The sequence below is a fragment of the Porphyrobacter sp. THAI-01a genome (assembly GCF_056868655.1).
The window spans coordinates 3,328,172-3,341,119 of the sequence record NZ_CP180579.1 but is presented as its reverse complement, the minus strand read 5'-3'; the positions used below and the strand labels follow the sequence as shown (position 1 = coordinate 3,341,119).

The 12,948-nt window shown below is 67.8% G+C and carries 17 protein-coding genes; 10 read left to right on the top strand and 7 right to left on the bottom strand.

Translation table 11 applies throughout. The features are described from left to right. Positions 1-155: 155 nt before the first annotated feature. The 3 genes from fumC to ACMX37_RS16195 all read left to right on the top strand — a co-directional run bounded on the left by fumC (position 156) and on the right by ACMX37_RS16195 (position 3,716). Positions 156-1,562 carry a class II fumarate hydratase gene (gene fumC, locus ACMX37_RS16205; RefSeq protein WP_483148429.1) on the top strand — a complete coding sequence of 469 codons (1,407 nt, stop codon included), beginning with the start codon at positions 156-158 and terminating at the stop codon, positions 1,560-1,562. Positions 1,563-1,681: 119 nt separating this feature from the next. Next, positions 1,682-2,968 carry a sensor histidine kinase gene (locus ACMX37_RS16200; RefSeq protein ID WP_483146907.1) on the top strand — a complete coding sequence of 429 codons (1,287 nt, stop codon included), beginning with the start codon at positions 1,682-1,684 and terminating at the stop codon, positions 2,966-2,968. After that, positions 2,961-3,716, top strand: coding sequence for a LytR/AlgR family response regulator transcription factor (locus ACMX37_RS16195; protein ID WP_483146906.1), 756 nt, complete (start codon positions 2,961-2,963; stop codon positions 3,714-3,716). Before ACMX37_RS16200 ends, ACMX37_RS16195 begins: the two co-directional genes overlap by 8 nt. Positions 3,717-3,856: 140 nt before the next feature. On the opposite strand, the gene ACMX37_RS16190 is transcribed toward ACMX37_RS16195, so the two are convergent. Continuing rightward, the gene (locus tag ACMX37_RS16190; RefSeq protein ID WP_483146905.1) at positions 3,857-4,186 is read right to left on the bottom strand and encodes a UrcA family protein; all 330 of its coding nucleotides are present in this window, start codon (positions 4,184-4,186) and stop codon (positions 3,857-3,859) included. A gap of 265 nt (positions 4,187-4,451) precedes the next feature. Beyond that, positions 4,452-4,775, bottom strand: coding sequence for a UrcA family protein (locus tag ACMX37_RS16185; protein WP_483146904.1), 324 nt, complete (start codon positions 4,773-4,775; stop codon positions 4,452-4,454). Between the two features lie 228 nt (positions 4,776-5,003). Between ACMX37_RS16185 and ACMX37_RS16180 the strand changes: the two genes are divergently transcribed. The 3 genes from ACMX37_RS16180 to ACMX37_RS16170 all read left to right on the top strand — a co-directional run bounded on the left by ACMX37_RS16180 (position 5,004) and on the right by ACMX37_RS16170 (position 6,416). Beyond that, positions 5,004-5,276, top strand: coding sequence for a hypothetical protein (locus ACMX37_RS16180; RefSeq protein WP_483146903.1), 273 nt, complete (start codon positions 5,004-5,006; stop codon positions 5,274-5,276). Between the two features lie 7 nt (positions 5,277-5,283). Beyond that, positions 5,284-6,051 (top strand): metallophosphoesterase family protein, encoded by a 768-nt coding sequence (locus ACMX37_RS16175; protein WP_483146902.1) that lies wholly within the window; start codon positions 5,284-5,286, stop codon positions 6,049-6,051. A gap of 167 nt (positions 6,052-6,218) precedes the next feature. Further along, entirely contained in the window at positions 6,219-6,416 is a 198-nt protein-coding gene (locus ACMX37_RS16170; RefSeq protein WP_483146901.1) for a hypothetical protein, read from the top strand. Between the two features lie 85 nt (positions 6,417-6,501). Here the strand turns inward: ACMX37_RS16170 and rpsI are convergent, their stop codons facing one another. From rpsI to ACMX37_RS16150, 4 genes are all read right to left on the bottom strand, one after another. Then, positions 6,502-7,017: a 30S ribosomal protein S9 gene (gene rpsI / locus ACMX37_RS16165; RefSeq protein ID WP_483146900.1), complete on the bottom strand. Its 516-nt coding sequence runs from the start codon at positions 7,015-7,017 to the stop codon at positions 6,502-6,504. Next, positions 7,017-7,496 carry a 50S ribosomal protein L13 gene (rplM, locus tag ACMX37_RS16160; RefSeq protein ID WP_088912897.1) on the bottom strand — a complete coding sequence of 160 codons (480 nt, stop codon included), beginning with the start codon at positions 7,494-7,496 and terminating at the stop codon, positions 7,017-7,019. The genes rpsI and rplM overlap by 1 nt, the downstream gene beginning before the upstream one ends. 158 nt (positions 7,497-7,654) lie before the next feature. Further along, positions 7,655-7,972, bottom strand: a complete 318-nt coding sequence (gene cutA / locus ACMX37_RS16155; RefSeq protein ID WP_483146899.1) for a divalent-cation tolerance protein CutA — start codon at positions 7,970-7,972, stop codon at positions 7,655-7,657. Continuing rightward, positions 7,969-9,045 carry a COX15/CtaA family protein gene (locus ACMX37_RS16150; protein ID WP_483146898.1) on the bottom strand — a complete coding sequence of 359 codons (1,077 nt, stop codon included), beginning with the start codon at positions 9,043-9,045 and terminating at the stop codon, positions 7,969-7,971. Before ACMX37_RS16150 ends, cutA begins: the two co-directional genes overlap by 4 nt. Before the next feature lie 121 nt (positions 9,046-9,166). Between ACMX37_RS16150 and ACMX37_RS16145 the strand changes: the two genes are divergently transcribed. From ACMX37_RS16145 to ACMX37_RS16130, 4 genes are all read left to right on the top strand, one after another. Then, positions 9,167-9,556 (top strand): MerC domain-containing protein, encoded by a 390-nt coding sequence (locus tag ACMX37_RS16145; protein WP_483146897.1) that lies wholly within the window; start codon positions 9,167-9,169, stop codon positions 9,554-9,556. Positions 9,557-9,614: 58 nt separating this feature from the next. Beyond that, the gene (gene thiS, locus ACMX37_RS16140) at positions 9,615-10,595 is read left to right on the top strand and encodes a sulfur carrier protein ThiS (protein ID WP_483146896.1); all 981 of its coding nucleotides are present in this window, start codon (positions 9,615-9,617) and stop codon (positions 10,593-10,595) included. A 67-nt stretch (positions 10,596-10,662) separates the two neighbouring features. After that, a complete protein-coding gene (locus ACMX37_RS16135) occupies positions 10,663-11,175 on the top strand; it encodes a hypothetical protein (protein WP_483146895.1) in 513 nt (170 codons plus the stop codon). A gap of 80 nt (positions 11,176-11,255) precedes the next feature. Then, positions 11,256-11,504, top strand: a complete 249-nt coding sequence (locus tag ACMX37_RS16130) for a ribbon-helix-helix domain-containing protein (protein WP_483146894.1) — start codon at positions 11,256-11,258, stop codon at positions 11,502-11,504. Positions 11,505-11,595: 91 nt separating this feature from the next. Here the strand turns inward: ACMX37_RS16130 and murA are convergent, their stop codons facing one another. Beyond that, the gene (gene murA, locus ACMX37_RS16125; RefSeq protein ID WP_483146893.1) at positions 11,596-12,876 is read right to left on the bottom strand and encodes a UDP-N-acetylglucosamine 1-carboxyvinyltransferase; all 1,281 of its coding nucleotides are present in this window, start codon (positions 12,874-12,876) and stop codon (positions 11,596-11,598) included. Between the last annotated feature and the right edge of the window lie 72 nt (positions 12,877-12,948).

The following is a 12,948-nucleotide window of genomic DNA, read 5'->3' as shown; positions in this document are numbered from 1 at the left end:
CGTGGGGCACCGGTTCCAAGGCCTTTGGGCGAGTGTGCGCGACCGGAGCCGCCGCGATTTTACGCCTTTGACCAAACCGCGCGCCGGTGCTTAGGGGAGCGCCAAACCCTGTGGGGCTGAATTCGACTTAGAGAGGGATGGCTTCGATGAGTGACATGGCGACGAATGGCGGTGACGTGCGGATCGAGACCGATTCGCTGGGCGAGGTGGCGGTTCCCGCCCATGTCCACTGGGGCGCGCAGACGCAGCGCAGCATCGTCAACTTCCCGATCGGCGGGGAGAAGATGCCTCCGGCGCTGGTCCGCGCGCTGGGCGTGCAGAAGCTTTCGGCGGCGAAGGCCAACATGAAGTTGGGCGTGCTCGATGCCGGGATCGGCGAGGCGATCGTCAAGGCCGCGCGCGAGGTGATCGACGGGACGCTCGCCGACCAGTTCCCGCTGGTGGTGTGGCAGACCGGGAGCGGCACCCAGTCGAACATGAACGCCAACGAGGTGATCGCGAGCCGCGCGAACGAGATCCTCACCGGCAAGAAGGGCGGCAAGTCGCCCGTCCACCCCAACGACCACTGCAACATGGGCCAGTCGTCGAACGACACCTTCCCGACCGCGATGCACATCGCCGCGGCGGTCGAGGCGCTCGACAACCTGCTGCCTGCCCTGAAGAAGCTCCACGGCGCGCTGGATGCGAAGGCGAAGGAGTTCGCCGACATCGTCAAGATCGGCCGCACCCACCTGCAGGACGCGACCCCGATGACGCTGGGGCAGGAGTTCTCGGGCTATGCCGCGCAGGTCGCCTACGGGATCAAGCGCGTCGAGGCCGCGCTGCCCCGCGTGCTCGAACTGGCACAGGGCGGAACCGCCGTGGGTACGGGGATCAACGCCAAGGTCGGGTTCGATGTCGCCTTCGCGGCGGAAGTCGCCGCCGAGACCGGCCATGCCTTCGTGACCGCACCCAACAAGTTCGAGGCGCTCGCCGCGCATGATGCGATGGTGGAGATTTCGGGCGCGCTGAACGTGCTCGCCGTCAGCCTGATGAAGATCGCCAACGACATCCGCCTGCTCGGCTCCGGCCCTCGTAGCGGCCTCGGCGAATTGTCGCTGCCCGCCAACGAGCCGGGCTCCTCGATCATGCCGGGCAAAGTCAACCCGACCCAGTGCGAGGCGATGACCATGGTCTGCGCGCAGGTGATGGGCAACCACATGGCGGTGACCGTCGCCGGATCGCACGGGCATCTCGAACTGAACGTGTTCAAGCCGGTGATCATCTACAACGTGCTGCAGTCGATGAAGCTGATCGGCGATGCCTCCCACGCTTTCACCGACAATTGCGTCGTCGGGATCGAGGCCAACACCACCCGCATCACCCAGCTTCTCAACGAGAGCCTGATGCTGGTGACGGCACTGAACCCCCACATCGGCTACGACAATGCGGCGAAGATCGCCAAGAAGGCCCATGCGGAGGGCACCACGCTCAAGGCTGCCGCACTCGAACTGGGCCTGCTCACCGAGGAGCAGTTCGCGGCCTGGGTCGTGCCCTCGGACATGATCCGCCCGCGGGATTAAGTGCCGTTGGTCGAGCCTGAATATCCGTTCAGCATTCGACCAAGACCCGTTACCGCCCGACGACATGCGCCCCGCCCGGTAGCCATTGCCGCGGCGGGGCGTTATCGCTTGCCGGCATAATGACGACAACCCTGACAAGCGAAGACGCCCTCGGCGAGCCTGCCGCCACCGTGTCATTCCGCACCGTGCTGTTCTCGATGGTGGTGCTGTGGGCGACCTATTACGTCCTCACCACGGTGCGCAGCCTGGTGATGGATCTGGGCATGCAGTTCGAGCTCGGCTGGCGGCGCCTGCTGGTGACGGCGATCGGCGTGCTGCTGACGCTGGTGCTCTGGCTGCTGCTGCGCCTGTTCGACAACCGCCCGCTGTGGCTCAAGATTTCCGCCGCGATCGCGCTCGCCATGCCGATTGCGCTGGCCATCGGGCAGGTCAATTACCTCGTCTTCAAGGAAACCGAGTTCGCCCAGCGCCAGGCCTACGCCGAGCGTTACAACCTCAACCTGCGGCGAGACGAGAGCGGCAACCTGCTGATCGACGTGCCGGTGCGCCGCCCTGCGCCCGCCCAGCCGGGTGCCGGAGCGCAGGCACCTGCCGACGGCGAGGTGGTCGATTCGCAGAGCGTGCTGATCGAGGAGGCCGAGACCTATTCCGATTTCTGGCGCAAGCTGCTCGACATCGCGCTCGGACGCTACTTCCTGCTGCTCGCCTGGGCCTCGACCTATTTCGCCCTGCTCGCCGGGGTGCAAGCGCGCGCGGCGCAGCGGCGCGAGGAACAGTTCCGCTCCGCCGCCAAGGCCGCCGAGCTGCGCTCGCTGCGCTATCAGGTGAACCCGCATTTCCTGTTCAACACCCTGAATTCGCTTTCGGCGCTGGTGATGACGGGCAAGGCCGCGACCGCCGAGAAGATGATCCAGACGATCAGCCGCTTCTACCGCCACTCGCTCGCCACCGAGCCGACCGCCGACGTCAGCTTGCGCGACGAGTTCGACCTCCAGAAGCTCTATCTCGATATCGAGGCGGTGCGCTTTCCCACGCGGCTGGTCTGCGTCTTCGACCTGCCGGCCGACCTCGAGGAGGCGCGCGTGCCGGGGATGATCCTGCAGCCGCTGGTCGAGAATTCGGTCAAATATGCCGTCTCCCCCGTCTCGCGCCCCGTGACGATCACGTTGGCGGCGCGCGAGGAATTCGATAGGCTGGTGATCACCGTCGGTGACGATGGTCCGGGCGTCCCGCAGGGCACAACCCACGGCTTCGGCATCGGCCTCGCCAATGTCCGCGACCGGCTGGAGGCGCGCTTCGGCCCCGACATCGGCTTTTCCTCTGCCCCCGTTCCGGGGGGCTATTGCACCGAGATCCGCATCCCCTTGTCGCGACCCCTGAGCCAGCAGACGAGCCGCCATGACTGACACGCACACCGAAACCTCCGAACTGCGCACCCTGATCGTCGACGACGAACCGCTCGCGGTCGAGCGTGTGCAGGTGATCTGCGCCGAGATCCCCGCCGTGCGCGTGGTCGGCACCGCCAGCGACGGCGCCGCCGCGCTGCGCCTCGCCGAAAAGCTCCAGCCCGATCTGGTGCTGCTCGACATGACCATGCCCGAACTCGACGGCCTCGGCGTGGCGCGCCACTTCGCCGAACAGCCGCAGTCCCCGGTGGTGATCTTCGTCACCGCGCATGACCACTTCGCGGTCGAGGCCTTCGATCTGGAAGCGGTCGATTACGTGCTGAAGCCCGTCTCCGCCGACCGGCTGGAGCGCGCTATCGAGCGCGCCGTGGCCCGCCGTGGCCAGCGCCGCAACAAGGCGAGCCGGTATCTCGACGAATTGTGGGTCCCGCATCGCTCGGAGCTGCTGCGCATCGCGGTGAGCGAGGTCCACCAGATCGATGCCGAGCGCGACTATGTGCGCCTCCATGTCGGCGGGGCCGACAGCGGGCGCTCCTACCTCCTGCTCCAGACCATCGCGGGGCTGGAGGAACGGCTCGATCCTGAACAGTTCATCCGCATCCACCGCTCGACGATCCTGCGCCGCGACCACATCCGCGGTCTGCGCCACGACGGCCTCGGCGTGTGGTCGGCGGAGCTGGTGAACGGCGAGGCCCTGCGCATCGGTCGTACCTACCTCGCCCGCGTCAAGGCGATGGCAGGACGGTAAATTTCCCTCCGTGCCACCGGCGCTGGCGCAGCCGCCAGCGCGGCACAGCAAAAAGGCCCGAACCCCGGGCAACCGGTGGGGTTCGGGCCGAGGCACCTGCGCCGGCGCGGGGTTGCCGGCGCGAGGATGCGCGCGCGACCTTAGCCGCCGCGCTGCGCGTCGCTCAGCAAGGCGGCGACCTGCCGGTCGGCGCTGGCACGGGCCTTGGCGAGACAGGCGCGGGCATCGCGGGTCATGCCGCGGTGACCGGTCTCTGTCTCGCTGGCGCGGCAGACCTCCCGCACGGCCTTGGCCACGCGCGCGCGCATCTTGCGTTCGCCTTCGGGCGTGCCGAGGTCGAGATCGGCCGTCGTCACGGACGCCGAACTGACCGCGATCCGCTTGACCCGGCCCGTCTCGGCCTGGGCCGGCATGGCGGCCATCGCCGACAATCCGGCAGCGAGGATGAGTGTCGCAAGGGGTTTCTTCATCTCTCCGTTTCCTCTGCTTTTTGAATGTCTTCGACCGGTCGGGGAACACGATCGAAGGTGCAGTCGGTCTGCCAAGCCCAACCTTGACCCAGCCTTAATTGCGAATGACTCGCAATAAGTGCATAGCTGCATAGCTTTGGAGATGAGGAGTGCGGATGGGGTGTGGTCGAACCCCACGCAAAAAACGGCCCGAACCCCAGGGACTGGAAGGGTTCGGGCCGTAACGCCTGCGCCGCGAGGTTGGCGCAGGAAAGAAGCGCGCGGTTCAGCCGCCGCGTTGCTCGTTCGAGATCAGGGTGGCGACCTGCCGCGCGGCGTCGGAGCGCGCCTTGGCGAGGCACGCCTTCGCATCCTGCGTCATGACGCGGGAGCCGGTGGCGAGGCTGGTCGTCCGGCACACCGTGCGCACCGCCTTGGCGATACGGTTGTCGAGCGTGCGCTGGCCGGCGGCGGTGCCGAGGTTGAGGTCCTCGGTCGGGACCGCAATCGTCATGCGCTGGACCTCGCCGGCAAAGGCGGGGCTGACGGCGGTGCCTGCCAGGCCGAGCGCGGCCAGCCCGAGGGTGACATTCTTCGCAAGGGTTTTCATCACGTTATCCTCCATCTCGCAGGGTCTTGAGATCGGCGGGGGTCCGATCCGGGGGGGAGCCAAGCGCCCTGCTGAAACCCCTGATACGCCCCTGCCCAGGCCCCCGCATCCGGCCTTCGATCAACCCGCGGCTGCGCTTCGACCGGTGGGGGGGCTTCAGGACCAATGGCGCGAAAGGGGCGACAAATGGCGGTTTCCAATCGACCGGCGCAGCGCCATACTGCGCTCATGGGTCTCGCCACCGCGATCATCTTCCTGCTGGGAATCGCTAACTTCGCCATCAACCGAGCGGTGTTCGAGCGCGGACACCCGATGTTCGCCCGCCTGCCGAGCGCAAGCCAGACGCTCGGCCGCCGCGCCGCCCTGATCAGCGAGTTCGCGGTGCTGTTCTTCGCGCTGCTGCTCTCCACGCAAGGGTGGCCGGGCTATGCCTGGGCCTACGGGGTCTACACCTTCGTCAACGGCGCTGCGGCGTGGCTTATCCTGACCGGGCGGGTATAGGGGCTCCATGCCGACCCGCCTGTTCCACATCAGCGATGTCCACTTCGGCGTCGAGGACCGCGCCGCGCTCGACAGCGTGGTCGCGGCGATCGCCGCCGAGCGCCCCGATGCGATCGTCTGCACCGGCGACCTGACCCAGCGCGCGAAGCATTCCGAATATGCCGCCGCGCGCGAATGGTTCGCCTCCCTCGGGGTGCCGGTGGTGCTCGAACCGGGCAATCACGACATGCCCTATTACAACCCGTGGGAGCGTTTCACCGATCCGTTCCGCCGCTTCGAGGCCCTGCGCGCGGCGGTGAGCGGCGGGTTCGAATCGCCCGATGTCGTGCTGGTCCCGCTGCGCACGACGGTGCGGGCGCAGACGCGCTTTCCGTGGTCTGACGGCGTGGTGAAGCCGGTCGCGCTGCGCCAGACCGTGGATGCGATTGCGGCGCTGAAGGAAGCCGGCGATCCGCGCACGATCATCGTCATCGCGCACCACCCGCTGCTCGGTGACGAGGGCAAGCCCGGCAATCCCACCATCGGCGGCGATGCCGCCTTCGCGCAGATCGCGGCGGCGGGGGCCGATGCGGTGATCTCGGGCCATGTGCATGTCCCCTTCGACCAGCTGCGCACCAGCGGCGGACACGCGATGCGGATGATCGGCACGGGGACGCTCTCGACCCGGCTCAGGCACGAGGCTCCGGCGAGCTGGCGGGTGATCGACTGCGCGCCCGGCGGGTCGATCGAAACCGCGCTGCGCCTGGCCGGGACAGGCGCGCTCCCGGTAACCTGACGGGGGCGGTGCTTAACCTTTCCTCTATCGTCCGGATTAAGGTTTTGTTGGTGAAATCACCCGCGGGGCGCGGACCCGGAAAGGCGCGGCACAGCGGGCCTTCCCTGCCCTGCCCCGCTCAACCGCTCGCCGCCGGCAAGGCGGCCGACCCTCATGGGGACATGGCAATGGACTTGATCAAGGCCCTGACGTTCGGCGCGATCCTTTCCGCCGCCATCGCGCTGGTGATCGGCTCGCAGGGGACCAGCGCGGGGCCGCTGGCGATCCATCTTGTCGATGTGGCCGATGTCCGGTTCTACTGGTCGTGGCCCGTGTTCTTCTCGGGCACCGGCCTGTCCTTCGGAATGCTGCTGCTGCAACGCTGAGCTCCTGCGGCGTTGCCCAACAAGAAGGGCGGCTCCCTTGCGGGGGCCGCCCTCGATGTTTCCGGGTACCGAAACCGGAGAGTGCTTAGCGCTTCGAGAACTGGAAGCTGCGGCGGGCCTTGGCCTTGCCGTACTTCTTGCGCTCGACCACGCGGCTGTCACGGGTGAGGAAGCCTTCGGCCTTCACCGCGCTGCGCAGTTCGGGCTCATACTTGCTGAGCGCCTGTGCGATGCCGTGCTTCACGGCGCCCGCCTGACCCGACAGGCCGCCGCCGCGCACGGTGGCGACGACATCGTACTGGCCGGTGCGGTCGGTGACGGTGAAGGGCTGGTTGATCACCAGACGCAGGGTCGGACGCGCGAAATAGGTTTCCTGATCGCGGCCGTTGATGGTGATCTTGCCGGTGCCGGGCTTGACCCACACGCGGGCGACCGCGTCCTTGCGGCGGCCGGTGGCGTAGGCGCGGCCCTGGGCATCGATCTCGCGTTCGCGCAGCGGGGCGGCGACACGGGCGATTTCGGCAGCGTCGCCCTGGGGCACGCCGGCGGCGATGTCCTTGAGATCGGCGAGATCCGAGACGGTCGTGGTTTCGTCAGCCATTATGCGGCCACCTTGTTCTTGCGGTTCATGGAAGCGACGTCGAGCACCTGCGGCTGCTGGCCGTTGTGCGGATGCTCGGTGCCGGCATAGAGGTGCAGCGCCTTCATCTGCTGGCGGCCGAGGGGGCCGCGCGGGATCATGCGCTCGACAGCCTTCTCGAGCACGCGCTCGGGGAAACGCCCGCCCAGCACCTTGGCCGGGGTGGTTTCCTTGATGCCGCCGGGGTGGCCGGTGTGCTTGTAATAGACCTTGTCGCCCATCTTGTTGCCGGTGAACTTCACCTTCTCGACGTTGATGACGATAACGTGATCGCCGCAGTCGACGTGCGGGGTGTAGCTCGGCTTGTGCTTGCCGCGCAGGATGTTGGCGACGATCGCGGCGAGGCGGCCGACGACGAGGCCGTCGGCGTCGATGATGTGCCAGTTCTTTTCGACCTCGGCCGGTTTGATCGACCGGGTCTGCTTGCTGAGCGCCTTCATGGCATGTGTCCTTGGTTCGAAACTGTGCTTCGCGGAGAATGTCCGGAAGAATCACCCGCCCTGGCCGTGGCCGGGGGAGCGAAGTGGGGCGCAAATGTCGTCAGGGGGTGTGAAAGTCAAGCAAAAGCGCCGTTCTGCGATACGGTAAAATAATACCGCTACCCCGGAACGCTCCCCGCCAGCCATGCCAGCGTCGCCGGATGCGCGGCGTCGGCGCGCCAGCCGATGATCGCCGGTGTATCGTAGGGGTGCAGCTCGCCGAGACGCTCGACGACGTCATCGAGCCGTTCGGCGGTGGTCTTGAACAGCACACCGACCTCGCTGCCGGTGGCGCGGGCGCCCTCCCAGACGAAGCGGCTCTCGATGGCAGGCAGGATGTTGGCGCAGGCGATCAGGCTTTCGTCGAGCAGCGCGTCGGCGGCGGCGCGGGCGCTCTCCGCGTCGGGGAAAGGGCACCACACCAGCGCGGCGGTCATGCCGCAGCCCTGCGCGCGAGGCCGTCCGAATGCATCGCCCACACCGTCGCCGCGACGGTCAGCGCGCCGACCAGCTGGTGCGCGGCAGCGACCCAGAGGGAGACCTCGCTCATCACCGTGGCGATGCCGAGCAGCACCATCGTGCCGAAGGCCGAATGCACCGCAAGGCTGGCGAAGCGGTCGGCCTTGCGCACGCGCCGCGCCAGCCACACCAGCGCCGCGACCGCGACCCAGGCCCACCAGCGGTGCATGAACTGGATCAGGAAGGGGTCGTGCGTCAGCGTCCACAGTACCCCGCCCGACCAGTCCACCTGCGGCACCAGCCGCCCGTTCATCAGCGGCCAGTCATAGGCGGCATGGCCCGCATTGAGCCCCGCGACCCAGGCGCCCAGCAGCAGCTGGACGAACAGCACCCCGCCCGCCAGCGCCGCACCCGCCGTCAGCGGCGCGGGCCGCGCGGCGGGGTTGCGGGCGAGCAGCCTGAGATCGCGCGCGGTCCAGACAAGGCCCGCCAGCAGGAACAGCGCCGTCAGCAGGTGGGCCGCGAGGCGGAAATGGCTCACGTCGGTGAGATCGGTCTCGCCGACGCCCGAGGACACCATGTACCACCCGAGCGCCCCCTGCCCGCAGATCAGCGCGAACATCGCCGCCAGCCGCCAGCCGTAACCGGCGGGAATCGCGCGGCGCACCGCGAAGACGATCAGCGGCAGCAGGAAGGCCAGCCCGATCAGCCGCCCGAGGATGCGGTGGAACCACTCCCAGAAGAAGATGAACTTGAAGGCGGCAAGGTCCATGCCCGCCGGGCCGCTCTCGATGCGGTATTCGGCGGTGAGGCGGTATTTGGCGAACTCTGCCTCCCATGCCGCTTCCGTAAGCGGGGGGAGGATGCCGCTGACGACGTTCCACTCGGTGATCGAAAGCCCGCTCTCGGTCAGCCGGGTGATCCCGCCGACGAGGACGATCAGCACCACCAGCCCCGCCACGACTTCGAGCCAGCGCGCGATCGCCAGCGGCCGGGTGCGGCTGCCGGGCGCGGGCCGGAACAGGTTCGACACGGAGGCGGAGGTGGCCATGACGGCCCGCTCTTTGTCCCTCCGCCGCCCGCTGCGCAAGTCCGTTTGCCGCAAACCGCCGTGCCATTGGCGCAAGTGTGCCTTGCACTATGTAACAACATTACATATGTGCGGAGGCGACATGACCCCCGATGCCCTGCCCCCCGCGAGTCGGAGCTCGCTGCGCCGCCGACTCGATACGCTCGGGATCGCGCTTGCGGGGCTGTGCGCGCTGCACTGTCTGGCGACGCTGCTGCTGATCTCCGCACTCGGGTTCGGTGGGCATTTCCTGTTCGATGAGAACATCCACCGCATCGGCCTCGGGCTGGCCTTCGGGGTGGCGGCGGTGGCGATCGGCTGGGGCCTGCTGCGCCACGGCCGCAAGCGGCCCTTCGTGCTGGCGTTCGCCGGTCTGCTGCTGATGGGCGCCGCGCTGCTCATGCCCCACGGCACCAACGAGTTCCTGCTCACCCTCATCGGGGTGGCGCTGGTCGGTGTCGGGCACCTTCTGAACCTGCGCGCGGCGCACTGAGGCGCTCCCCCTCAAACTCGTGGTTGCACGCCGCTTGCGAGGGCCTATGTCACCGCGCATGACCAAGAGCATCACCCTGAACGGCGCCCCCCACCGCTCGGCGGCCGCCACCATCGCCGATCTGGTGCGCGAGCTGGAATTGGCGCCCGAGAAGGTCGCGGTCGAGCGCAACGGGGAAATCGTGCCCCGTTCGACGCTGGCCGAGGCGCCGCTGGCCGAGGGCGACAGGCTGGAGATCGTGCACTTTGTGGGCGGGGGCGACCATGCGGGCGAGGACACCTGGACCGTCGCGGGCCGCACCTTCCGCAGCCGCCTGATCGTCGGCACGGGCAAGTACAAGAGCTTCGAGCAGAACGCCGCCGCCGTTGCGGCTTCGGGCGCGGAGATCGTCACCGTTGCGGTGCGGCGCGTGAACGTCTCCGATCCCAAGGCGCCGATGCTGACCGATTTCATCGACCCCAGAAAGATCACCTACCTCCCGAACACCGCCGGCTGCTTCACCGGCGAGGAAGCCGTGCGCACCCTCAGGCTGGCGCGCGAGGCGGGGGGCTGGGACCTCGTCAAGCTCGAGGTGCTGGGCGAGGCGCGCACGCTCTATCCCGACATGCGCGAGACGCTGAAGGCGACCGAGGTGCTGGCCAAGGAAGGCTTCCTCCCGATGGTCTACTGCGCCGACGATCCGATCGCGGCGAAGCAGCTGGAGGATGCGGGCGCGGTCGCGATCATGCCGCTGGGCGCGCCGATCGGCTCGGGCCTCGGCATCCAGAACCGCGTGACGATCCGCCTGATCGTCGAGGGCGCGAAGGTGCCGGTGCTGGTCGATGCGGGCGTGGGCACGGCGTCCGACGCGGCGGTCGGCATGGAACTGGGCTGCGACGGCATCCTGATGAACACCGCGATCGCCGAAGCGAAGGACCCGATCCGCATGGCCCGGGCGATGAAGCTCGCGGTCGAGGCGGGGCGCGAGGCCTATCTCGCCGGGCGCATGGCGCGGCGGATGTATGCCGATCCGTCCAGCCCGCTCGCCGGACTGATCTGAGGGAAAAGCACCTAACGCTAAATTAACCATGTGATGCGACGTTCTCCCTGTCCGAAGGAGACGCGCCATGATGATGCCGATTGCCGAGATGCGAGAATTCGCCGGGTTCGCACCCTGCGAGCAGCGTTACATCAAGCGCAGCCTCGACATCGGTCTTGCCCGCACCGACGCCTTCCGGCGCTGGGGCCGCAGCGAGGCGGAGAACATCGCGATCCGCCGGCAATATGTCGCTTACCAGGATTTGAAGGCGCTGCGGGGCCTGATCCCCGACGAGGGCACGCCCTACGAGGTCGAACGCTTCCTCGGCAAGCTGGTGCGCCTCGCCGCCTTCGATCTCGAACAGGAGCGGCTGGCGAGCTTTTCGGCCTTCCGTTTCCTCTACGAACGCCTGCTCGGCGCGCGGGTGCGGCCCTGGCTGCCGGCCGCCTTCTGCGCCGCGAGCGCCCTGCCGCTTATCCGGCCCGAGCGCCGCAAGCTGCTGCTCCAGTCGCTGAGCGAAGCCGCCGCCACCGCTCCCGGCTGGTCGGAACGCGAGCCGGTGTTCCTCCCCGAATATGTGGACGACTTCGAAGCAGCCTGACCCGAGCATCGCGCAGAAAAGTGGGAACCGGCTTTCTGCAAACAGCGATGCGACAACAAAGACGTGGTAACGGGGGGGCTATGGAGCCCTCTCCCTACCACCCCCCGGTCAAACGCTCGTTGAGCATCGCGGGACATCAGACCTCGATCAGCCTCGAACCGCTGTTCTGGGAAATGCTCAAAGCCGCAGCGGCGCGCGAGGGGCTGGCGGTTGCAGCCTTGGTGGCGCGCATCGATGCCGAGCGGATCAAGTCCCCCACGCCCCCCGGGCTGGCGAGCGCCATCAGGGTGTGGCTGGTCAAAAACCAACCACAATTCCGTCCGCCCTGAGCTTGTCGAAGGGCTGTCCTTCTCTTTCAGTCGGGCGTGGGACAAGAGCAAGACAGTGCTTCGACAAGCTCAGCACGAACGGGGTTAGGCCCTAGTCGTCCACCCGCTCGATGTCCGCGCCGACCAGCTGGAGCTTTTCCTCCAGCCGCTCGTAGCCGCGGTCAAGGTGGTAAAGGCGGCGAACCGTGGTTTCGCCTTCCGCCGCAAGGCCCGCGATCACGAGGCTCATCGAGGCGCGCAGGTCGGTTGCCATGACCTCCGCGCCGGTCAGCCGCTCGACACCCTTGACGATCGCGGTGCGCCCTTCGGTGGTGATGTTCGCGCCCATCCGCGCGAGTTCGGGGACATGCATGAAGCGGTTCTCGAAGATCGTCTCCTTGAGCACGCTTGCACCTTCCGCCTTGCACAGCAGGGCCATCAGCTGGGCCTGCATGTCAGTGGCGAGGCCCGGATAGGGGGCGGTGGTGAGGTTGGTCGCCTTCAGCGCGCCGTTCGCCTTGACCGTAACGCTCTTGGCGTCCCACTCGACCTGGACCCCGATCGCCTGGAGCGCGTGGATGGTCGCCATCATGTCCTCGGCCTTGGCGCCCTCGAGCCGCACCTCGCCGCCGGTGATCGCCGCCGCGCAGGCATAGGAGCCCGCCTCGATCCGGTCCGGCATCACGCGGTAGGTCGCCCCGTGCAGGCGCTTGACCCCGTGGATGGTGAGGTTCGAGCGGCCGATCCCCTCGATCTCCGCGCCCATCGCCACCAGCAAGTTGCACAGGTCGACGATTTCCGGCTCGCGCGCGGCGTTGAAGAGGCGGCTGGTGCCGTTCGCCAGCACTGCCGCCATCAGTGCGTTCTCGGTCGCGCCGACCGACACCACGGGGAAGTCGAAATCCCCGCCCGGCATCCCGCCGTCGGGCTGGTATGCCTTCACATAGCCCGCGGCGAGCTCGATATGCGCGCCGAAGGCCTCGAGCGCCTTCAAGTGCAGGTCGATCGGCCGGTTGCCGATCGCGCAGCCGCCCGGCATCGACACGGTCGCCTCGCCCGCGCGGGCCAGCATCGGGCCGAGCACGAGGATCGAGGCGCGCATCTTGCGGACGAGATCATAGGGCGCGACGGTGGAGGTGATGCGGGTCGCCTCCATGCTCATCACCCGCCCGAAATCCTCGGGCCGCGTGCCCTGGATCACGGTGGTGACGCCGAACTGGTTCATCAGGTGCTGGAACCCGTCGATGTCGGCAAGCCGCGGCAGGTTGCGCAGCGTCAGCGGCTCTTCGGTCAGCAGAGCGCAGGGAATGAGCGTCAGCGCCGCATTCTTCGCGCCGGAAATCGGGATCGTGCCCTGAAGGCGGTTGCCGCCCTTGATGATCAGCTTGTCCATCGCGCCAGCCTTAGCGAAAAGCGCCTCTCGTGCAACTCGGTCCCGTGAGGCGGGGCGGGCGATGATGAACAA

Bases quoted from the DNA above. Each gene is read 5' to 3' on its own strand.
- ACMX37_RS16135 (WP_483146895.1), top strand. From the start codon at position 10,663: ATGATGATGCCGATTGCCGAGATGCGAGAATTCGCCGGGTTCGCACCC.
- murA (WP_483146893.1), bottom strand. From the start codon at position 12,876: ATGGACAAGCTGATCATCAAGGGCGGCAACCGCCTTCAGGGCACGATC.
- ACMX37_RS16185 (WP_483146904.1), bottom strand. From the start codon at position 4,775: ATGAAAACCCTTGCGAAGAATGTCACCCTCGGGCTGGCCGCGCTCGGC.
- fumC (WP_483148429.1), top strand. From the start codon at position 156: ATGGCGACGAATGGCGGTGACGTGCGGATCGAGACCGATTCGCTGGGC.
- ACMX37_RS16170 (WP_483146901.1), top strand. From the start codon at position 6,219: ATGGACTTGATCAAGGCCCTGACGTTCGGCGCGATCCTTTCCGCCGCC.
- ACMX37_RS16150 (WP_483146898.1), bottom strand. From the start codon at position 9,045: ATGGCCACCTCCGCCTCCGTGTCGAACCTGTTCCGGCCCGCGCCCGGC.
- ACMX37_RS16195 (WP_483146906.1), top strand. From the start codon at position 2,961: ATGACTGACACGCACACCGAAACCTCCGAACTGCGCACCCTGATCGTC.
- cutA (WP_483146899.1), bottom strand. From the start codon at position 7,972: ATGACCGCCGCGCTGGTGTGGTGCCCTTTCCCCGACGCGGAGAGCGCC.
- ACMX37_RS16180 (WP_483146903.1), top strand. From the start codon at position 5,004: ATGGGTCTCGCCACCGCGATCATCTTCCTGCTGGGAATCGCTAACTTC.
- ACMX37_RS16190 (WP_483146905.1), bottom strand. From the start codon at position 4,186: ATGAAGAAACCCCTTGCGACACTCATCCTCGCTGCCGGATTGTCGGCG.
- thiS (WP_483146896.1), top strand. From the start codon at position 9,615: ATGACCAAGAGCATCACCCTGAACGGCGCCCCCCACCGCTCGGCGGCC.
- ACMX37_RS16175 (WP_483146902.1), top strand. From the start codon at position 5,284: ATGCCGACCCGCCTGTTCCACATCAGCGATGTCCACTTCGGCGTCGAG.
- ACMX37_RS16200 (WP_483146907.1), top strand. From the start codon at position 1,682: ATGACGACAACCCTGACAAGCGAAGACGCCCTCGGCGAGCCTGCCGCC.
- rplM (WP_088912897.1), bottom strand. From the start codon at position 7,496: ATGAAGGCGCTCAGCAAGCAGACCCGGTCGATCAAACCGGCCGAGGTC.
- ACMX37_RS16145 (WP_483146897.1), top strand. From the start codon at position 9,167: ATGACCCCCGATGCCCTGCCCCCCGCGAGTCGGAGCTCGCTGCGCCGC.
- ACMX37_RS16130 (WP_483146894.1), top strand. From the start codon at position 11,256: ATGGAGCCCTCTCCCTACCACCCCCCGGTCAAACGCTCGTTGAGCATC.
- rpsI (WP_483146900.1), bottom strand. From the start codon at position 7,017: ATGGCTGACGAAACCACGACCGTCTCGGATCTCGCCGATCTCAAGGAC.